The 18,582-nt window shown below is 66.0% G+C and carries 20 protein-coding genes; 6 read left to right on the forward strand and 14 right to left on the reverse strand.

The genetic code is table 11. The features are described from left to right. Positions 1-117 precede the first annotated feature (117 nt). Complete coding sequence (locus BI49514_RS02670) at positions 118-1,140, reverse strand: NADP-dependent oxidoreductase (RefSeq protein ID WP_098731861.1); 1,023 nt, start codon at positions 1,138-1,140, stop codon at positions 118-120. 75 nt (positions 1,141-1,215) lie between these two features. Beyond that, positions 1,216-2,037, reverse strand: coding sequence for a ribonuclease FAU-1 family protein (locus BI49514_RS02675; protein WP_101543975.1), 822 nt, complete (start codon positions 2,035-2,037; stop codon positions 1,216-1,218). 134 nt (positions 2,038-2,171) lie between these two features. On the opposite strand from BI49514_RS02675, the gene BI49514_RS02680 reads away from it, so the two are divergent. Next, the gene (locus tag BI49514_RS02680) at positions 2,172-3,167 is read left to right on the forward strand and encodes an amidohydrolase family protein (protein WP_338063756.1); all 996 of its coding nucleotides are present in this window, start codon (positions 2,172-2,174) and stop codon (positions 3,165-3,167) included. A 3-nt stretch (positions 3,168-3,170) separates the two neighbouring features. Here BI49514_RS02680 and BI49514_RS02685 read toward each other — a convergent pair whose 3' ends face one another. From BI49514_RS02685 to BI49514_RS02710, 6 genes are all read right to left on the reverse strand, one after another. Further along, positions 3,171-3,710 (reverse strand): DUF421 domain-containing protein, encoded by a 540-nt coding sequence (locus tag BI49514_RS02685; protein ID WP_101543976.1) that lies wholly within the window; start codon positions 3,708-3,710, stop codon positions 3,171-3,173. 129 nt (positions 3,711-3,839) lie between these two features. After that, positions 3,840-4,379: an SDR family oxidoreductase gene (locus BI49514_RS02690; RefSeq protein WP_180954344.1), complete on the reverse strand. Its 540-nt coding sequence runs from the start codon at positions 4,377-4,379 to the stop codon at positions 3,840-3,842. A 68-nt stretch (positions 4,380-4,447) separates the two neighbouring features. Then, complete coding sequence (locus BI49514_RS02695) at positions 4,448-5,383, reverse strand: DUF4097 family beta strand repeat-containing protein (protein WP_101543977.1); 936 nt, start codon at positions 5,381-5,383, stop codon at positions 4,448-4,450. 1 nt (position 5,384) lies between these two features. Beyond that, positions 5,385-6,029: a response regulator transcription factor gene (locus BI49514_RS02700; RefSeq protein WP_101543978.1), complete on the reverse strand. Its 645-nt coding sequence runs from the start codon at positions 6,027-6,029 to the stop codon at positions 5,385-5,387. Beyond that, entirely contained in the window at positions 6,017-7,963 is a 1,947-nt protein-coding gene (locus BI49514_RS02705) for a sensor histidine kinase (protein WP_101543979.1), read from the reverse strand. The genes BI49514_RS02700 and BI49514_RS02705 overlap by 13 nt, the downstream gene beginning before the upstream one ends. Before the next feature lie 154 nt (positions 7,964-8,117). Next, positions 8,118-9,407, reverse strand: coding sequence for a trans-sulfuration enzyme family protein (locus BI49514_RS02710; protein ID WP_101543980.1), 1,290 nt, complete (start codon positions 9,405-9,407; stop codon positions 8,118-8,120). A 442-nt stretch (positions 9,408-9,849) separates the two neighbouring features. Between BI49514_RS02710 and BI49514_RS02715 the strand changes: the two genes are divergently transcribed. Then, positions 9,850-10,881, forward strand: a complete 1,032-nt coding sequence (locus tag BI49514_RS02715) for an NAD(P)H-dependent flavin oxidoreductase (RefSeq protein WP_101543981.1) — start codon at positions 9,850-9,852, stop codon at positions 10,879-10,881. A gap of 48 nt (positions 10,882-10,929) precedes the next feature. Here the strand turns inward: BI49514_RS02715 and BI49514_RS02720 are convergent, their stop codons facing one another. Then, positions 10,930-11,082 carry a helix-turn-helix domain-containing protein gene (locus BI49514_RS02720; RefSeq protein ID WP_420808568.1) on the reverse strand — a complete coding sequence of 51 codons (153 nt, stop codon included), beginning with the start codon at positions 11,080-11,082 and terminating at the stop codon, positions 10,930-10,932. A 306-nt stretch (positions 11,083-11,388) separates the two neighbouring features. On the opposite strand from BI49514_RS02720, the gene BI49514_RS02725 reads away from it, so the two are divergent. Next, positions 11,389-12,189, forward strand: a complete 801-nt coding sequence (locus BI49514_RS02725; protein WP_101543982.1) for a hypothetical protein — start codon at positions 11,389-11,391, stop codon at positions 12,187-12,189. On the opposite strand, the gene BI49514_RS02730 is transcribed toward BI49514_RS02725, so the two are convergent. Both BI49514_RS02730 and BI49514_RS02735 read right to left on the reverse strand, forming a co-directional pair. Continuing rightward, complete coding sequence (locus tag BI49514_RS02730) at positions 12,131-12,535, reverse strand: hypothetical protein (RefSeq protein WP_101543983.1); 405 nt, start codon at positions 12,533-12,535, stop codon at positions 12,131-12,133. The two genes, BI49514_RS02725 and BI49514_RS02730, sit on opposite strands and share 59 nt — an antisense overlap. Further along, positions 12,532-13,542 (reverse strand): CPBP family intramembrane glutamic endopeptidase, encoded by a 1,011-nt coding sequence (locus BI49514_RS02735; RefSeq protein WP_167443983.1) that lies wholly within the window; start codon positions 13,540-13,542, stop codon positions 12,532-12,534. Before BI49514_RS02735 ends, BI49514_RS02730 begins: the two co-directional genes overlap by 4 nt. Positions 13,543-13,723: 181 nt before the next feature. Between BI49514_RS02735 and BI49514_RS02740 the strand changes: the two genes are divergently transcribed. Next, a complete protein-coding gene (locus BI49514_RS02740) occupies positions 13,724-15,133 on the forward strand; it encodes a sensor histidine kinase (RefSeq protein WP_101543985.1) in 1,410 nt (469 codons plus the stop codon). Continuing rightward, positions 15,130-15,762: a response regulator gene (locus tag BI49514_RS02745; RefSeq protein ID WP_101543986.1), complete on the forward strand. Its 633-nt coding sequence runs from the start codon at positions 15,130-15,132 to the stop codon at positions 15,760-15,762. The genes BI49514_RS02740 and BI49514_RS02745 overlap by 4 nt, the downstream gene beginning before the upstream one ends. A gap of 14 nt (positions 15,763-15,776) precedes the next feature. Here the strand turns inward: BI49514_RS02745 and BI49514_RS02750 are convergent, their stop codons facing one another. The 3 genes from BI49514_RS02750 to BI49514_RS02760 form a co-directional block, all read right to left on the reverse strand. Continuing rightward, entirely contained in the window at positions 15,777-16,538 is a 762-nt protein-coding gene (locus BI49514_RS02750; RefSeq protein WP_101543987.1) for an SDR family NAD(P)-dependent oxidoreductase, read from the reverse strand. A 234-nt stretch (positions 16,539-16,772) separates the two neighbouring features. Further along, complete coding sequence (locus tag BI49514_RS02755; protein ID WP_101543990.1) at positions 16,773-17,351, reverse strand: NADPH-dependent FMN reductase; 579 nt, start codon at positions 17,349-17,351, stop codon at positions 16,773-16,775. A gap of 8 nt (positions 17,352-17,359) precedes the next feature. Continuing rightward, positions 17,360-17,746 carry a hypothetical protein gene (locus tag BI49514_RS02760; protein WP_101543992.1) on the reverse strand — a complete coding sequence of 129 codons (387 nt, stop codon included), beginning with the start codon at positions 17,744-17,746 and terminating at the stop codon, positions 17,360-17,362. A 1-nt stretch (position 17,747) separates the two neighbouring features. Here BI49514_RS02760 and BI49514_RS02765 point away from each other — a divergent pair, with 1 nt between their 5' ends. Beyond that, positions 17,748-18,407: a TetR/AcrR family transcriptional regulator gene (locus BI49514_RS02765; protein WP_101543994.1), complete on the forward strand. Its 660-nt coding sequence runs from the start codon at positions 17,748-17,750 to the stop codon at positions 18,405-18,407. Positions 18,408-18,582: the final 175 nt, after the last annotated feature.

Genomic DNA, 18,582 nt, shown 5'->3' on the forward strand with positions numbered 1-18,582 from the left:
CCGAGGCACATGCCCGTCTGAACAGCAATACCGACTTCACCAACAAAGAAAGGCGGCATCGGCCAGAACTGGCCGACGCCGCCTCCTCGTTTCCGATTCAGGGATGAACCGACAGCCTCAGCTCTCGGCGCCCACGGCGACGACCATCTTGCCGAAGTTTCCGCCGGTAAGCAGATCGTTGAAGTATTCGGGAGCCTTCTCGAGTCCGGGGCGGATGTCCTCGCGGAAGCGAACCTTGCCATCCTTGAGCCAGCCGCTCATGTCCGTAAGGAACTGCGGGGTCAGACGCTCGGCGAACTCGGTCTGGATGAATCCGCGCACGAGCAGCGACTTCGACAGGATGTTGCCCATGAGCGCTCCCGAACGGTCCGGCCCCTCGGGCAGCGAGGTGAGGTTGTAGTTGGCGACGAGACCGCACACGGGCACGCGAGCGAACGTATTGAGCCGCGGCAGCACAGCATCGAAGACCTCCCCGCCGACGTTCTCAAAGTAGACGTCGATGCCCTGCGGCACCGCCTCCTTCAGCTCCTGCCGCAGGTTCCCCGTGCGGTGGTCAAGTGCCACGTCGAAGCCGAGCTCACGCAGGTGAGCGACCTTGGCCGGTCCGCCGGCGATGCCGACGGCAGTCGCTCCCTTGATCTTCGCGATCTGCCCGACGACGGATCCGACGGGGCCGGTCGCAGCGGCCACGGCCACGGTCTCACCCTCCTTGGGCTGACCGATCTCGAGCAGACCCGCGTACGCAGTGAACCCGGGCATTCCGAGCACACCGAGGTGGGTGGAGATCGGCGCGAGCTCCGGGTCGATCTTGCGCAGGTGTCCGGTCGACTCGACCGAATACTCCTGCCAACCGCCGTAGCCGAGCACGATCTCACCGGCGGCGAAGCCCTCGGCATTGGATTCGACGACCTCGGACACGGTGGCGCCGACCATGACATCGCCGACCTCGACGGGCTTGGCGTAGGACTTCGCGTCCGACATCCGCCCGCGCATGTACGGATCGAGCGAGAGATAGAGGGTGCGCAGCAGCACCTGCCCCTCGCCCGGGGTCGGCACAGGCACCTCGTCGAGCAGGTAGTTCTCTGCAGTGGGAGCGCCCACAGGGCGCGAGTTCAGGCGAATCCGATGGTTGGTCGTCATGGAGACGGTTCCTTTCAGCAGCAGATCATTCTTCACTTGTGTGCTTCAGTGGGGCGACAGGTGCATCCGCGACGATCACCGATGCTGTCGGTCATAACAACCATTCGGGATCGCCCGATGTTCCTGATCGAACGATTTTTCTCTCACCGAGGCGGCTCCTAGTCGTGCCTTCCCCAGCAGAGCGCGGGCCACCGTCTCCCATTCGGGATCGAAGGCCCAACCGAAATCGCCGAGGTGGTCGAGCAGATGGCTGCCATTGTCCCGGATGATCTCCGACCACTCCGTCGGCCACGCTCCATAGTTCGCTGCCGCGGCGAGTTCGTCGACGTCCTTGAACACAGCTCCGGCCGGATCGAGCCGACCGTCGGCGGCGTGCAGGGGCATCGTTGCGATCGGAAAGGTGATGTCGAGGATGTGATCGCTGGTGAACAGCGCATCATCGCTGCGTTTGTGGGTGGTCTCGAGATTGATGTACCACTCTGCCCGCACACCGCCGTCCGCGTCGTCTTTGAGCAGCACCCACACGGAGAACGGCACCTGCGGCGGAACGATCTTGAGGACCCCGCGGCCCCGCCACGAGCCCTCGACATTGATCCTGGTGGGCGCTTCGGCCAGCGGTCGGAACCGGGCCTTCAACGGCACGTCGTGTGAGTCCGTGTCCTCCCACCCGACGATGCGGGTCTCCTGCGTCGGCGTACCCCCGGCCAACCACAGGACGGCACCATCGGGTCCATCGTCGATGACACGCATCGGGCGGGCCACCTCGGCGCGATCGCGGTCGAAGTCGAAACGCCGGAACGTCCAGGTCACGGTCTGCCCAGGAGTCCAGAACGGTGCCTGTCCCACGGGTCTGACCTGGGACGGGGTAGGGATCGTGAACGGATCGCGCAGGCTCATGCGGGCAGTCTATGCGCCGGGCATGGACGCGCGCTGAATACCGACCATCGACCGCGCCGGGGGTCGTCGCGTTCACCGGGCCGGACTCCGGACCACCCGTGAACCCGTCGACTGCGAGGTCATAGAGTGGGGCCATGAACGACTCCGATGATGCAGCGACTCAGACCCCGTCACCCGCCCGAGCGACCGCGAATCCCGCCCCGGAGACGACGATCGGTCGCACCTTCGAGGTCCCGGACACGATGACTGCTCCCCCGCGCACCGACGCCGAGGTTCCCGACTATGCCCGTGCCCTCGGCCTGCCGGGGCTCGCCGACATCCACGTCCATTTCCTTCCGCAGAACGTGCTCGACAAGGTGTGGGAGTACTTCGACAATGCCGCGGACAACTACGGCCGCGACTGGCCGATCAACTACCGGTACGACACGGACACCCGCCTGAATATCGTCCGCGAGCTCGGCCTGCGCGCGATCCCGGCCCTGACTTACCCTCACAAACCCGGAATGGCCGCGTGGCTCAACGAATGGAACGCCGAGTTCGCCGCCGCCCACGACGACGTCATCCACTGCGGCACCCTCTATGCCGAACCCGAATCAGCCGACTATGTCCCGGCCGCGCTTGCCGCCGGGGCGAAGCTGTTCAAGGTCCACGTCCAGGTCGGTGTGTTCTCGCCCGATGACGAGGTCCTCGACCCTGCGTGGAGGGCACTCGAAGAGGCCCGGGTGCCGATCGTCATCCACGCCGGATCCGCTCCCCTGCCGGGCACGTACACCGGGCCGCAGGCGGTGGCGAACGTTCTGGCCAAGTTCCCGCAGCTGAAGTTCGTCATCGCCCATATGGGCATGCCCGAGTACGACGAGTTCGCCGATCTCGCAGAGAGATTCGACAACGTCTATCTCGATACGACGATGTTCGCCGCCGGGTATTTCTCCTCCCCCGCCGAGGTGACCCCCGCCTACCGCGAACGCCTGGCCGGACTTGAGGACAAGGTCATCCTCGGCTCTGATTTCCCGAACATTCCCTACCCCTACGTCGACCAGATCGCAGGCCTGGCCGCCCTGGGCCTCGGCGATGATTGGATGCGCTCGGTGCTGTGGACCAACGGCGCGAAGGTGCTCGGGCTCGACTGAGTCTCAGCCGTCGCGGGGAACTCGGTCGGCGCCGACGACCCCGGTGAGCATCTCCTCGGCGATGGGTGCGCCGCGTCGGATGACGCTGATCTGACCGGTCGATTCGAGGATCACGCACGCCACCTCGTCGCGGTTGCGGATGCCGGCCGATCGCAGTTTGGCGATGAGTTCGTCGTGATCGACGTGGCTCTTCGACAGGTTGTCCGTGAGGATCTCAGGGCCGGCCATGAGCACCACCGCCGGGGAGTTGACGACGCTGCGCACGAATCCGAAGCGTCGGCCGAATCCGCTGAGCGCCTGCAGGATCAGCAGGCTCGCCAGACCCAGGATGCCCGCGGCCAGGGTCGGGGTATCGCCGAGGATGGACCGCCCGATGATTGCTCCCATCGCGATGATCGCGGCCACGTCGAAGCTCGACAGGCTCGCCAGAGTGCGCTGGCCGAAGATGCGCAAGAGCAGAATGATCCCGAAGTAGAAGGCCACGCATGAGATGACGATCCTGACTGCGTCGACCCAGTTGAGCCCGTATTCCATCCAATCCATGAGAACCTCCGGAACGGATGATACGCCTGCCCCGGAATCGGGGCGTTGCGCTGGGGTCGGGGTCAGCGATTCGCACCGGGATCAGCGCCTCGTCTGGGATTCAGACCGAGCGCAGCCATTCGTCGGCGGTCACGTCGGACATCCTCGGTGACGGTGGGATGAGTCCGCCTCGGTGACGGCCAGGGCCTGCACGCGCATCTTCGGCACGAAGCGCAGCGGCCCGGCCTTGACCGTCATCGTGTCGACGAGTTCGAACCACTGAGCCGACCGGAACATCAGCAGCTGCCCGTCCGGGACGAGCCGGCGAAATATCCGCTCCTGCATGGCTTTGCCCTGGTAGCAGCCCATCATCCGTGACTCGGCGGCCTCGGGGCGGAACGCGATCGAGAGGACGGCCACGGAGGTGCCGGGCTGCTCGGCCGCCGCCTCGGCGATCGAACGGGAGCTGCGGGAGAAGAAGTCGATGGCTTTCTGGGCGTTCATCGTCACCTGGTTGACGCAGTCGACGAGGACGTCGCTGCCCTCGGCCGCCTCGGCGACTCCCTGACCGGTCACCGTGTCGACCCCGCTCCCGCGATGAGCGGCGATGACGGTGTGTCCGCGTTCGCGCAGCTGGGGCACCAACTGCGCGCCGAAGGTTCCGGTGGCTCCGTAGACGGTGATCTGCATGTTCGTCGACCTCTCAGACGCCGCACGGGCGGGCCCGAAGTCGAGCCCGCCCGTGCGCCGGTCGTTTCTCAGTTCTGGTTGACTGTGACGGTACCTGTATCGGCTGTGGCCGAGATCGGAACGAGGATCTTGCCCTTGGCTTCCTTCGGGTCGTCCGCCACATCGTATTTCTTCAGTTCGGAGGCGAGGTCGACGCTGCCGTCATTGGACTTCGCGTTGATCCGGTAGAAGAAGTCCTCATCCAGCTCTTCTGAGGTGAGCTTGAGATTCGGCACCCGCACGTCGATCGAGCCTTCTTCGGTCTTGGCGATGATTCCGCCGGCGGGCATCGCCTGATTGGTGAAGTCGAGGTCGACGGTTCCCGTCGAACTGACCACGTCGATGCGGTCGCTGACGATGAGGTTCTCGCCTTCGATGGCACCGACCCCGGTCTTGGCCGACACGGAACCGAATTCACCGTCCAGGTAGGTGGCGCCCCAATCGCTCGTGGTCCGCACCTTCTCAGCCGAACCGGTCACGTTCGCAGTTCCACCACCGGTGTCGGCGTTGATCTCGGCGAAGTCGCCGGTGACATCGAACCGGCCGTAGTTGCCGTCGAAGTCCAGCGCAAGGTCTTTCGCCTCACTGGTCGGGATGGTGACGGTCAACCGGGTGTTCTCGAGTTTCTCATCGTTTTTCACGGCCACCTCGGCGGTATCGGCTCGACTGTCGACCTCAAGGTCCGCGGAGCTGTCGCGGGGACCTGTGCCGGTGAGCTTCACGGTCGCTTCGGCGACGTCGGCGGTCTTGATGTCGACGGCGCCACCGGAGTCGAGGCCGATCTTGAGTTCCTTCATCGCCTTCGGCAGCGGTTCGGACGATTCGATCCGCCCGTAGTCGAGGCGGGAAGCGGCTTGGGCGGTGCTGACGATGACGGGGACGAGGAGGACGACGGCGGCGAGGATGATGAGGACCGCGCGCAGACCGACGCGGGCGGATTCGCTGATGCGCACTGTGGCAGGCATTCTAGGCTCCGAGGAATGTGAGGACGGCGAGGACTCGGCGGTTCTCCGAGGTGTCGGCGGTGAGGCCGAACTTCGTGAACACCGAGGAGATGTGCTTTTCTACGGCACCGGCACTGAGGTAGAGGGTGCCGGCGATCGCGGCATTGGACTTGCCCTCTGCCATGAGCTGGAGGACTTCGAGTTCCCGAGGACTCAGAGTCGAGAGTCCGTCCTTCTTGCGCGTGCGCACCAGGATCTGGGACACGACCTCCGGGTCGAGGACGGTGCCGCCTCCAGCGACCTCGTCGACGGCGGTGAGGAAGTCTTCGACATCGGCGACTCGGTCTTTGAGCAGGTAGCCGAAGCCGCCGGTGTTCTCGGCGATGAGTTCGGACGCGTACTGCTCCTCCACGTACTGGCTGAACACGAGGACCTTGACGTCCGGGTTCTGCTTGCGGATGAGGACGGCGGCGCGGATGCCTTCGTCGGTGAACGTCGGGGGCATGCGCACGTCGATGACGGCGAGGTCCGGGGGATCGTTGTGGACGACTGCGAGGAGTTCATTGGCGTCGGGCACGGCGGCGATGACTTCGTGACCGGCGTCAGCGAGCAGCCTTTCGAGTCCGGCCCGCAGGACGGCGGAGTCTTCAGCGATTACGATGCGCATGGCACCTCCACAACTACAGTCGTTGGCCCACCTGCGGGGCTGGTCAGGTTCAGTGTGCCACGGGCGGCTTCGACCCGGTCGATGAGACCGGCGATCCCGGTGTGACGCCCGGTGCGGTCGACACGTGCACCGCCGTGGCCGTTGTCGGTGACGACGATCTGCACACCGCTCTCGGTCGGGGCGATGAACACGCTGGCGCGGGTGGCGCCGGAGTGCTTGGCGATGTTCGTCAGGCATTCGGCGACGACGAAGTAGGACACGGCCTCGGCTTCGCGTCCGATCCGCCCCTCGAGGCGGACATCGACGTCGATGGGGATCGTCGACCGTCCTGCCAGAGCGGAGACTGCGGCGTCGAGTCCGCGGTCGGTGAGGACAGCGGGGTGGATTCCGCGGGCCAGCTGGCGGAGTTCGTTGACGATGCCCTTGGCTTCGGTATGGGCTTCGGCCACGAGTTCCTTCGCCTTCTCCGGATCGGAGTCGATCTTCGTCTTCGCCATTCCCAGAGTCATGGTCAGGGCGACGAGGCGGGGCTGGGCTCCGTCGTGGAGGTCGCGTTCGATGCGCAGACGTTCCGCCGCGGCCGCCTCGAGTCCGGCCATTCGGGCCCGATCGAGTTCCGTGACTTCGGCCTGCAGCGCCACGGTGCGGGCAGGGGCGAGCAGCGCCCGGTCGAGGGCACGATCGAGCAGCGGGGCGAACCACAGGATGGCCAGGGAGCTGGCGAGGACGATGACGGAGCCGATGGCCACACCGATACGGGCCGGTCCGTCGATGGTTTCGCCGATGAAGAAGGTGTTGACTCCATGGGGGTTGATGGCGGCGAAGATGCAGAAGATCGATCCGCAGATCGCGGCGATGGTGCCGGCGACGACGATCAGGCCGAGGAGCATCTTGATGTAGTGGTGGGCGGTCGAGCGCCAGAAGGCACCGGATTTCACCTGCAGCCAACGGTTGTGGAGGAAGCGGCCCATGCCGGGATCGCGATTGCTGCTTTCGATCTTCGGGACGGGGATCTTATCGGCGTAGATGAGTTCGGCCCGGTAGCGTTCGGCGTTGTTCGCGCCCTGCTGAACGAGCACCCAGACGAGGAGGGCGAGGACGCCGAGCCCGAGGGCGAAGATTCCGCCGATTCCGGTGAACAGCAGACCCAGCGGGATCCACGCCCAGATCAGGGCGAGGACGGCGGAGAGCACGAGGTTCGCGACGCCGATGATTCCGGTGGGGCGTTTGGGCCAGGTGATGGGCCCGTCGGCGGGGATCTCGGTGACCTCGTCCCGGCTCAGCGGCAGTGAGCCGGTGACCGGGGCGTAGGCGACGGGTTCGGTGCGCTGCCTCGCTCGCCGAGGTGGTCGTGGGGGTGGCATCGGAGGCGGCCCCAGGCGGGGTGGTCGATGTTGGCGCGGTTGCTGGGGCTGCCCCGGTTGGTGGGGTTGCTCTCCGGCGGGGCGATAGGAGGCCGGGGCCGAGGGGTAGGTGCGAGGACAGGAGTGGCTGGGTGCTGAGGCGCGGTTCGTGGATGCGAGGTGGGCCGCCGGAGCCTGTCCGGGCGGCGGAGTCTGCCCGGTTTGCGGAGTCTGTGGGGCCTGCGGCCTCTGCTCATAGACGCGGGTCGGAGCTTGTGCGAACTGCCTGGTCGGCTGCTGGGGATCCTGCGACTGCCCATAAGCCTGCGACTGCTGCGGGTACTGGCGAGTCGAACCGCAAGCGAACGGCACGTCGAGATCGAGCGGCTTAGTCCGGAACTCTCCGGCCTGGCTGGCCTTCGGCTGATCTATCTCTGTGGTCGGCGGGGCGTTGACGATCGCCTCGGCGCTGATGGACTCTTCGCGCTCACCGGAGCTGGGGGCCGCCTCGGTGTCGGGGATCTGAGGCTCCACCGGATCGGTGCCGTGCGGCTCCTGATCCTGCGGGTTCTCGGGGGTCTTCTCACTCATAGCAATAACGCTACGGGAGTGACGTCGCGGCCAACAGCACGAAGACCTCCAACCCCGCATCGGGTTTTCCCCCGCGGCAGTGACCGGCCCCACCATCCGACACCGTCAGCGACAGAACACCCCGGTGACGGCTGATTGCGCCGTTACCGACGCATCACACCGCTGCAACGGTAGGACGAGTCTCTGACGATGCCTCGCGCTCCGAGTCGCCCGCGGCACCGTTGGCCGAAGCCGCACCTCCACCGACAGCTCCCGCCGTCGCGTCGAGGGCCTGCGCGAGGTCGGCGAGGATGTCGTCGATGTCCTCGATGCCGACCGAGAGGCGGATGAACGCCCCGTCGATGCTCAGCTCGCAGTCGGCCACGGCCAGGTGCGTCATCGTAGCGGGATGATCGATGAGGGACTCGACTCCGCCGAGCGACTCGGCCAGGGTGATCAGCTTCGTGCTCTTCACGAGCGCCAGCGCACGCTCCTCGGTGTCGGTGCGCAGGGAGACCACTCCCCCGAACCCGTTCATCTGCGCCTTCGCGACCTCATGACCCGGGTGGGAAGGCAGTCCGGGGTAGAGCACCTCGGCGATCTCATCGCGTGTCTCCAGCCATTCGGCCACGGCCTGCGCGTTCTCGCAGTGGGCCTTCATCCGCACCGGCAGGGTCTTGATCCCGCGCCGGGTCAGCCACGCGTCGAAGGGGGCGATCCCCATGCTCACGGAGGCCAGGTGGCTCTCGAGACGTCCGACCACCTCGGCGGCGCGGGCGCAGGTGGTGCCGTCACCGGCGAGCACGGCACCGCCGATGACATCGGAATGGCCGTTGATGAACTTCGTCGTCGAGTGGATGACGAGATCGGCGCCGAGGTCGAGCGGGCGCTGCAGGATCGGGGTCGCGAACGTCGAGTCGACGGCCAGCAGCGCGTTCGCCTCGTGCGTGAGCCGAGCGGTCTCGGCGATGTCGACGATGTCGAGGCCGGGGTTGCTCGGCGTCTCGACCCATACGATCGCGGTCTTCTCGCTGATTGCGGCCGCCAGCGCAGTCGTATCGGTGAGGTCGACGGTGCGGATGCCCACGCCCCACCGTTCGTATTCGTTCTTCAGCAGGCGGTACGTGCCGCCGTAGACGTCGCGGGGAATGATGATCTCATCACCGGGTCCCAGCAGCGCGGAGAACACCGCCACTTCGGCGGACGTGCCTGAGTTGACCGCGGCGGCGAACGACGCGCCCTCCAATTCGCACAGAGCCTGTTCGAGGTCGCTGCGGTTCGGCGTGCCCGTGCGCGCGTAGTCGAAGCCGGCGCGAGTCTCTCCCGGAGTGTCCATCATGAAGGTGGAGGTCTGGAAGATCGGGGCCACAACCGAACCGGTGTGCGCTTCGGGCATAGCTCCCGAGTGCACCGATCGGGTCGAGATTCCGGCGGGTGTTGTGGGCTCGGTGGCAAATGAACTCACGGCGGATCCTTCCTTCACTGATGGTTACCGCTGCTTCTGCGGTAACCATCAGTCTGATCTGCTGTGGACCCCACGCGCGCGCTCCATGACGCGCGCGGTCGTTCCACGTCATAATGTCCGTCATCTTTCGACGCAGAACGTCATCATCACCCGCCTAGTCGGCTCGCCGGCCCATGTGACCGTGTCCCTACCCACGCCCGTTCTTCGCCGAGGCGGCTCACTGTCCCGGGTGAGAACGTCGACGGCGATGCCGGCACCGGCGAGGACTGCCGGGGACAGTCTCTCCCCCGCCGATCGATACTTTCGAGGGAGACCGTCGACCGAACACCTCATACTTGCCACGGCCGATCGTGTGAGAATGGCGATGAGCACGCCCGACCACGCGGCCGCCTCGCTCGGCGCAAGCCACCGAGCCCGGGCCCGCCGGTAAAAGGAGAGAACCGTGACGATCGCCTTCGCGAAGACCTCACTGCCCATCATCGGCGCCCCCATGGCCGGTGGGACGACGACGCCCGAACTCACCGAGGCGGTCGCCCGGGCCGGCGGATTCCCATTCGTCGCGGGTGGCTATCTCACCGTCGAGGCCCTCGCTCCGCTTATCACACGGATGCGTGAGACGACCTCGAACTTCGGCGTCAACCTCTTCGCTCCGAATCCCGTCCCCGTCGATCGCGAGGCTTTCGATGACTTCGTCAGTGCGCTCGAACCGGCCGCGGCCGCCCGCGGGATCACGCTCGATCACGAGCCGGTCGAGGATGACGACCATTTCGACGACAAGCTCGACTGGCTCACCGAGCACCCTGTTCCTCTGGTCTCGCTGACCTTCAATCTGCCCACCGCCGAGGCGGTCGACCGCCTCCACGCCGTCGGCACTCAGGTCGTCGCCACCGTCACCTCGGTCCCCGAGGCCCGTGCGGCCGCCGAAGTCGGGGTCGACGGGCTCGTCGTCCAGGGCCCGCGTGCCGGCGGGCATTCGGGTACGGCCGATCCGACGCGGACCATCGAGGACCGCGCGACCGTCGATCTCGTCCGTGACATCCTCGCCGAGGTGGACCTGCCAGTGGCGGCGGGAGGCGGAGTCGACGGTGAGGCCATGGTAGGGGAGCTCCTCGGTGCTGGGGCGAGCTCAGTCGTGGTCGGCACCCTGCTGCTGCGCTCCGACGAGGCGGGGACGGCATCCACTCATCGGGCCGCGCTCGCCGCCGACGAGTTCACGGAGACGCGGCTGACCAGGGCGTTCACGGGACGCCCCGCGCGTGCGCTGGTCAATGACTTCGTCCGGACGTTCGACCCGATCGCCGTCGACGCCTACCCGGCGGTGCACCATCTGACGAAGGAGTTCCGCGCCGCGGCGAAGAAGGCCGATGACCCGCACGGCCTGCACCTGTGGGCCGGAACCGGCTACCGCAGCGCCCAGGAAGGATCGGCGGAGACCATCGTCAAGGACCTCGGCGCCGGCTTCGCCCGCGAGTAGTCAGCGAGCCGGCGTCCCTCGCATACGCCCCTCTCCGAACCGCGCCGCTCAGCTCCCGTCGACGACCAACTCGGACTCGTAGGCGGCGACGACGATCTGTGTGCGGTCGCGCAGTCCCAGCTTCGACAGGATCCTCGAGACGTGGGTCTTCGCAGGGACGGACGCGGGTGGGCACAGCCACCTCGGCGGAGGTTTCGGCATCAGAGGATGCGCGAACGCGTCGAAGCCCTGGGCGGGAACCTGCAGGTGGGGCCGACGGATGCCGGTGGGTTCGAAGTCAGGGCATCGCTGCCCATGGAGTGAGGGTCCGAGGAAAACGCAGAGGCGGCGCGAATCCGCGCCTAATCGGGCAAGCGTCGAGCCTCCGGTGCCATACTGGAAGTCCCCTCATGCTTCCCCTTCTGGAAGGATTGTTTCCCCATGTCACAGCCGCCTCCCTCCCCTTCTGCGCCGCCGCCTTCGTCGGCGACCGCCTCGGCGTCGGATCCGAATGCACCTAGACAATCGGTGCGTATCCTGCGGCGCACGATCGCCATCGTCATCGTCGTGGCCTTCAGCCTGGCTGCGGCCGGCGGGATCATCGTCCTCCTCGGCGACATCGAGTCCGAAGCGACGTACAAAGTCATCGGCACCACGGCTCTGACCGGCGCCGTCAGTGTCGCAGCGTTCTGCGGCGCCACGCTCATCGGTCGCCGGACCCAGTGGTTCGGAATCGTCACGATCGGCATGGCTGCAGTCACGATGGCGCTGAGTCTGTGGTTCCTCTGGGGTGATCCATTTGGTGGACCGGATAACTACGATGTCTGGTACTTCCTGTTCAAAACCCTGTCCTCGTTCGCACTCCTCACCGCTGTCGCTTCGATATCCGCGCTCATTCTGCTGCTGGTGCCCCGGTCCTGGATGGTGCGGATCGGGCTGCCGATCACGCTCGGCCTGCTAGGCCTCGGCACGAGCCTGGTTCTCGTCACGATCTGGGTGGAGTCAGCGTGGGAACTCGAGTGGCTGACCCGCCTCAACGGGATCGTGTGGATCCTCGCCGCACTTGGGGTCGTCGTCGTGCCGCTGACTTCGCTGCTGCTCAGGGCCGGGGCGAAGCCTGCGCGCGCCGACCGCGCCGGCGAGACGTCAGCCCGATCGACTCAACCGTCGTCGTCCGAGCCGTCGTCCCAACCGGCGCCGGCCCTGTCGCCTTCGACGCTCGATCACATCAACGCCGCCGCGCGGGCCGAGGGCATCACTGCAGATGAGCTCATCGATCGGCTTCTGACCGCGGAGCCTCGAACCCCTTCGGCAGACGAGAGTCGATGAAACCTGCGACGAAGGCGCCGATGACGATCAGGACGAGGAGCGCGATCATGCCGGCGAAATTCGACAGCACAGGGTTTGTGAAGTCGAACAGTCCCGGCCAGATGGCGTAGACGACCACACAGCACACGCCCACGAATCCGAACACGTTGAGCGTCGCCTGGCCCGTAGACCGCGCGCGCTTCCCGCTGTGCTTTGCGGCTTTCTCTTCGGGGGTGCCGAACTCGGCGTCGGGTGTCGTCCCTCCCGCCTCCGCTCTGTCTTTGACCTCGTGGAGAACGGTGAGGACCTGGTCTTCTTCACACCCGCGCTTACGCAGTTTCTGGGCGAGCTCGCTGTAGTAGCTCATGACAGGTTCGCTTCCGTTTCGGGGTCCGCATTCACGTCGCTGTCCACCGCAGTTTCCTCGTTCCCCGGGCTGTCCCCGAGGGGACGCATCGGTTCACGGTTCGAAGGGCCGCCTCGGCGAAAGGACGATCCGCCTCGGCGGCGATGATCGAGGACGACGATGATGCCGAAGACGATCGGAGCCGCGATCGACATGACGACCTCGACCGTGGGGGCGCTCGTCGCATTGAGGTCGGCACCGGCGAGCACACCCAGACCGAACGCGAAGACGTTGTTGACGATGTGGAAGGCAATTCCGGCCTCGAGGCCGCCGGTGATGATGGTCAGGGCGCCGACGATGACGGCGAAGATGCCGACGTCGATGAGTCCCGGCAGGTCGTAGACATGGCCGACGACGAAGAACGGCACAGGGATGAGCACGGCCCACGCGGGGTGACGCAGCCATGAGCCGATGATGTTCATGGCCAGGCCGCGGAAGACGACCTCCTCGGCCGTCGCCTGGAAGGGGACGAGGAGGATGATGGCGACGAGCATGGCGAACACTTGGCTGTTCCACACGATTCCCGAGGTCAGATGGCCCATAGACCCGTCCGAGAAGGCGACCATGACGATCGCACAGACCACCCATACGGCCGCGCCGACCAGCAGATACCGGCCGAGCCGCCCCCATCGCATGCCCCCGCGGAGCGAGAACATCGAGGAGAACAAGCGTCGGTAGATGCATAGGGTCGCGAGCTCGGCGGCCGGCCACATGAGGATCACGCTGATGAGTCCGAAGAGGACGCCCGTGGTGGTGTTCATGTCGATGAAGCGTTCCGACCACGCGTTGAAGTCGCTGTCGGCGCCGAGGGCGAACAGTGCCCAGAGGAAGAAGCCGACGAAGAGGACGATTGCGATGAGGTAGAACACCGCGGCCAAGACGGCCACGAGGAGCGGTTTGCACCACCGGTTGCCCGGCAATGCGGCGAACTGACGATGATAGTGCAGAGTGTGGGGTCGGTTTCTCATGTCTCCACCCTTTCGAAACCGGCGGCCGCCCCCCATCGGTCAAGGGCATGATTCATGTCATCCGATCGAATGAATGCGCACGTCAGATGGCCGTCGGCCGGATGCCTGCGACCCCATTGACGGACACATTTCATCCTTTCGGGCGACAGACCATCCGACGTCTCACCGGTAGGGTCGAAGAGTGACACCTCGCCCCGCCCGCCGCCCGCTCGTGCATGCCCTGCTCTGGACAGGCATCTCGGCCGTCATCGGTGTGCTCCTGCTCTTCATCGTCATTGGGATCGAATGGCCGGATCTGAACAGCGCAGAAGCCCAGGATGACGCGCTCTTCTTCGAGTTCCTCGTCCACCTCGTCTTCGGGCTCATCGCCTTCATCTGTCTGCCCGTCGTCCTCCTCTTCGATGGACGACGGGTTCCGCGCAAGCAGCTGCGTCCGAAGGTGCTGGCCGCAGAGAAGCTGCGCGAATTCCTCACCGTCACCGGCCACGGGGGTGAGGAGTTCCTTGCCGCCGACGGATCAGTCGAAGCACTCCAGCGCCGCCCCGGCGGCTGGGTTACCGTCACCGTCGGGATCATCGGACTCCTCCTGGGCACGGTCAGCGCCCTCGGTTTCTTCGCAGCGTCGCTCATCCTCGTGTCGCTGTCGGCCCGGCGCAGCTGGGCCCTCGACTTCGTCGCACTCGCCGCCACACTGGCAGCCTTCTCAGCGACCTATGTGCTCACTCCACAGGCGGCGGGAGCCTTCGATCTTCCCGTGTTCGTCTTCGGCGGCACGATGTACGCCATCATCGTCATCATCGGCGTCATCCGCGGCGCCCGCGAGCAGGGGTTCATCGACTCCGCCGCGCAGACACTGCTGCGCGAACGCTCCCGGCAGGACCGCGCCATCGCCGAGGTGCGCCGCGGCATCGCCCGCGACATGCACGATTCCCTGTCCCATCACCTGTCCGTCATCGCGATGTACTCCGGTGCCCTATCCGTGCGGGAGGACCTCGACCCCGACGAGGTCCGCGAAAGTGCCCGACTCATCGCCGATGCGGCCCGTCGCTCCGGTGTCGAACTGCGTGAGGTGCTCACCATGCTGCGCAGCGACGATCAGGGCACGGTCATCGACCCCGACATCGACCGCCTCGTCGCGGCCAGGGGCGACACCGCCGAACTGCGCTACCTCGAACCGGTGACCGCCGGGGCGCTCCACCGGTGCGGGGCACTCGAGCAGACGACGATCTACCGCTTCGTCCAGGAGGCGATCACGAACGCGGTGAAGCACGCGCCCGGCCAGACGGTGACGATCAAGGTCGGCTTCGATGAGGCCGACGGTCACCTCGTGCTCGTCGCCAGCAATCCGCACACAGGTCTGGCCCCGGCCTTCCGCGCCGGAGCGCAGCAGCTCGTCTCCGGATCCGGGTTGGGACTGCTCGGCCTGCGCGAGAGAATGGAGGCCATGGGCGGCGATCTCACCGTGACGACGACCCCGGAGTTCACCCTCCGTGCCCGCGTCCCCGTCGATGCCGACATCTTCACAGACGGCGGCGCCCCGGGTATGACCGAAACGACCGCTTCCCCCGACGAGCAGGAGACGCAGTCATGAGCATTCGGGTACTCATCGCCGACGACGAATCTCTCATGCGCTCGGGTCTCAAGCTCCTCCTCGGCGCGGCGACCGATATCGAGGTCATCGCCGAGGCGGTCGACGGTGTCGAAGCCATCGACCTTGCCCGTCGGCTGAGTCCCGATCTCGTGCTCATGGACATCCGGATGCCCCGTCTCGACGGCCTCGAGGCAGCGCAGACGCTGCTGTCCGATCCCGAACATCCGCAGGTGCTCATGCTCACGGCCTTCGGGACCGACGATTTCATCCACCGCGCCCTGCAGTCCGGGGCGGCCGGCTACATCCTCAAGGACACCCCGCCGGAAGAACTCATCAACGCCGTTCGCGCGGCAGCCGACGGCACCCGCACCCTGTCGGCGACCGCCCTGGCCACGTTGATGTCGTCCCGTCCGGCCGCCTCGGCGTCGGATCAGGATCCGCTGGCACCACTGTCGACCAGGGAGCGCGAGATCGCCGAGGCGGTCGCTCAGGGTTTGACGAACGCGCAGGTGGCGCGGTCGCTGTTCGTCTCGACGGCGACGGTGAAGACCCACCTGGCGCGCATCTTCGACAAGCTCGAGGTGACCTCGCGGGTGCAGCTGGCGCTGCTCGTCAACGCCCGCCGCTGAGCCTCCCTAGTCGATCATTTCGGAGCCATGCGGATGGCGCCGTCGAGGCGGATCGTCTCCCCGTTGAGCATCGGGTTGGCGACGATCGATTCGACGAGCTGCGCGTATTCGGCGGGCTTGCCCAGTCGGGCCGGGTGCGGCACGGACTTGCCGAGGGATTCCTGCGCCTCGGCGGGCAGACCCGCCATCATCGGGGTCTCGAAGATGCCGGGGGCGATGGTGACGACACGGATGAGAGAGGCGGCGAGTTCGCGGGCCATCGGCAGGGTCACCGCGGCCACGGCTCCCTTGGAGGCCGAGTAGGCGATCTGGCCGATCTGACCGTCGAAAGCCGCGACGGAGGCTGTGTTGACGATGACTCCGCGCTCTTCGCCGTGCGCCTCTTGGCCTTGCATTGCTGCGGCAACGAGTCGGCAGACGTTGACGGTTCCGACGATGTTGATGTTCAGCACCTTCTGGAATGCCTCGAGCGGCAGCGGTCCCTTGCGGGAGACGAGCTTGCCGGGGGTCGCGACGCCCGCGCAGTTGACGACTACGCGCAGGTCGCCGAGCCCGGTGGCGGTGTCGACGGCGGCCTGAACCTGCTCTTCGTTCGTCACGTCAGCGGTGACGAAGTGGGCGGATTCGCCGAGTTCGGCGGCGACCTGCTGCCCCACCTCGGCGTTGAGGTCGACCATGACGACCTGGGCGCCGGCGGCCAGGAGGCGTTCGGTAGTGGCGCGGCCGAGTCCGGAGGCTCCGCCGGTGACGAGGGCGACGGTATTCGTGAGATCCATGAGTGTCCTTTGCATCGCTGAGCGAACAGTTGATCACTGCGACTCTAACGCAGATGTGGGGACGGTCACCGTGCACGGTCGGGTGGGGCGGCCTCGGCGGGGGATCACCCTGTCGGCGGCGCCGGTCGCGACGGGGACGGTTTCGGTCGCGAGGGCGTCGGTCGACGCGGGGACGACGAAGCCCGCCGGTCAGGTGACCGGCGGGCCTGTCTCAGCTCAGCTGTGCGGGCAGACTCAGGCGGCCTGTTCCTCGGCACCGGCTTCGCGCACGGACTTCAGGGCCTCGCCCCAGGCGACGATGTCGTCGACCATGGAGGCGAACGGGGCGGCCGAGACCTCGGTCGGGGCGAACGTGCCGTCGGCGACGTCGGTGAAGATCGAGAACGACGCCTGGTCGCGGACGACGGCGAGCTTGTAGTTCGCGAGGATGTGGCGCAGGTGCTCAGCGGCGCGCACTCCCTTGTCGGCGCCGTAGTTCACGATGCCGGCGACCTTGTGGTTGAACTCGGTGGCGACGAAGTCGAGGGCGTTCTTCAGCGAGCCGGAGATCGAGTGGTTGTACTCAGGGGTGACGAAGATGAAGGCGTCGAACTCTTCGAGCTTCGCGCCCCAGGCCTTCGTGTGGTCGTTGGCGTACATCTTCGCACCGGCGGGGATCACCTCGTCGAGGAGGGGCAGGTCGAAGCTGCCGAAGTCAACGACCTCGGCTCGGACGTCATCATTGGAAGCCAGCTGCTGCTCGACCCAGCTCACGATCTGCGGGTTGAGCGCCTGCGGGCGGGAAGTTCCGGGAATGATGGCAATGTTGAGCATATGCGTCCTCAAATCGTTGAGCGGTGCCCACCGGCCGGGCGGCCATGGCGGTCGAGTTCACGGGCCGAGCCTGCGACCTCGGCGAACCGGGTCGGCTGCAACTCCACCGTGACCAACATTGTTGAACACTCAATCATTCCCGGATAGAGAGTGACGCTGGTCACCGGTTGAGGCTGGGTCAGGTCACTGACCAGGCACTGCTCGTTCACTGTTCCGGTGACGGGGCCATACGAAGTCCGCGACCGGTCGCAACGGACGCCGAACACGGCGATACCGTAATTCCGCGCGAAATCAGGCCCGCAGAGACCACCTGTCGTGTATGGTCGTTGGGCAAGTGAAAGACTGTTCGTTAAAAAGTCGGCTTCAACGGAAAACAAGGCAAGGAGTCCGGTCATCGTGCGCTCAACCAACGGCCGCAACAATATTCTCCGCTCGGCCCGGGACACCTTCGCGGACAAAGGATTCGACGGCGCGTCCATCCGCGACATCGCGCAGACAGCAGGCCTGAGCCTCTCTGCGCTCTACTACTACTTCCCGTCCAAACAGGAAGCGCTCTACGAACTCGTCCACACAGCGTATACCTGGTACGTCGAACACTGCCGGGCGGTCATCAACGACGTCGATGACGATCCAGTCGACCAGCTGGCCGTGGCGGTGCGCTACCTCGCCCGCTACCGCATGGAGAACGTCTCGGTCTCCACTGTGCTGCTGCGCGATACCGAACGGCTCACCGGCGACAACGCCGTCCGCGTCAAGGGTCTCCAGCGGGAGGCTCGCGAGATCATGGGCGATATCGTCCAGGCCGGCGTGGACTCGGGTAAGTTCCACGTCAGCAGTGCGGCTCTGGCCACTCGCGCCATCCACTCGATCTGCAACTCGCTCTCGCTGTGGTACCGGCCGACGGGCGATCTGACTCCCGACATGATCGAGCGCGACTTCACTCAGTACTCGATGCGCATCCTTGGGCTCGACCCCGACGAGGCCGAACTCGACCGCCTGCTGGCACTGCCGGTCAACCAGGCCGGAATGCTCGACTTCATCGCCGACACCAACTGACCCCTTGCTACCTGACGGCGGCCCAGCAACCTCGCGCAAGGTTGCTGGGCCGATCCTTCTATGTCTGTCAAGCCGACGTGGGAATTGTTTCTAGCCCGTTGAGAACCTTGAAAACTCGACGCGCGAGATACCATTTGAGCTTGCGCTTGAGCTCCCTCTTCGACTTCTTCGTCAG

It is taken from the genome of Brevibacterium iodinum ATCC 49514 (assembly GCF_900169265.1).
Classification (GTDB): Bacteria; Actinomycetota; Actinomycetes; order Actinomycetales; family Brevibacteriaceae; genus Brevibacterium; species Brevibacterium iodinum.

Excerpts from the sequence above, each read along its gene's own strand:
- BI49514_RS02720 (WP_420808568.1), bottom strand. The coding sequence starts at position 11,082 with ATGCCGAAACCTCCGCCGAGGTGGCTGTGCCCACCCGCGTCCGTCCCT.
- BI49514_RS02670 (WP_098731861.1), bottom strand. The coding sequence starts at position 1,140 with ATGACGACCAACCATCGGATTCGCCTGAACTCGCGCCCTGTGGGCGCT.
- BI49514_RS02695 (WP_101543977.1), bottom strand. The coding sequence starts at position 5,383 with ATGCCTGCCACAGTGCGCATCAGCGAATCCGCCCGCGTCGGTCTGCGC.
- BI49514_RS02755 (WP_101543990.1), bottom strand. The coding sequence starts at position 17,351 with ATGCTCAACATTGCCATCATTCCCGGAACTTCCCGCCCGCAGGCGCTC.
- BI49514_RS02675 (WP_101543975.1), bottom strand. The coding sequence starts at position 2,037 with ATGAGCCTGCGCGATCCGTTCACGATCCCTACCCCGTCCCAGGTCAGA.
- BI49514_RS02745 (WP_101543986.1), top strand. The coding sequence starts at position 15,130 with ATGAGCATTCGGGTACTCATCGCCGACGACGAATCTCTCATGCGCTCG.
- BI49514_RS02700 (WP_101543978.1), bottom strand. The coding sequence starts at position 6,029 with ATGCGCATCGTAATCGCTGAAGACTCCGCCGTCCTGCGGGCCGGACTC.
- BI49514_RS02730 (WP_101543983.1), bottom strand. The coding sequence starts at position 12,535 with ATGAGCTACTACAGCGAGCTCGCCCAGAAACTGCGTAAGCGCGGGTGT.
- BI49514_RS02685 (WP_101543976.1), bottom strand. The coding sequence starts at position 3,710 with ATGGATTGGATGGAATACGGGCTCAACTGGGTCGACGCAGTCAGGATC.
- BI49514_RS02735 (WP_167443983.1), bottom strand. The coding sequence starts at position 13,542 with ATGAGAAACCGACCCCACACTCTGCACTATCATCGTCAGTTCGCCGCA.
- BI49514_RS02690 (WP_180954344.1), bottom strand. The coding sequence starts at position 4,379 with ATGCAGATCACCGTCTACGGAGCCACCGGAACCTTCGGCGCGCAGTTG.
- BI49514_RS02680 (WP_338063756.1), top strand. The coding sequence starts at position 2,172 with ATGAACGACTCCGATGATGCAGCGACTCAGACCCCGTCACCCGCCCGA.
- BI49514_RS02760 (WP_101543992.1), bottom strand. The coding sequence starts at position 17,746 with ATGACCGGACTCCTTGCCTTGTTTTCCGTTGAAGCCGACTTTTTAACG.
- BI49514_RS02750 (WP_101543987.1), bottom strand. The coding sequence starts at position 16,538 with ATGGATCTCACGAATACCGTCGCCCTCGTCACCGGCGGAGCCTCCGGA.
- BI49514_RS02705 (WP_101543979.1), bottom strand. The coding sequence starts at position 7,963 with ATGAGTGAGAAGACCCCCGAGAACCCGCAGGATCAGGAGCCGCACGGC.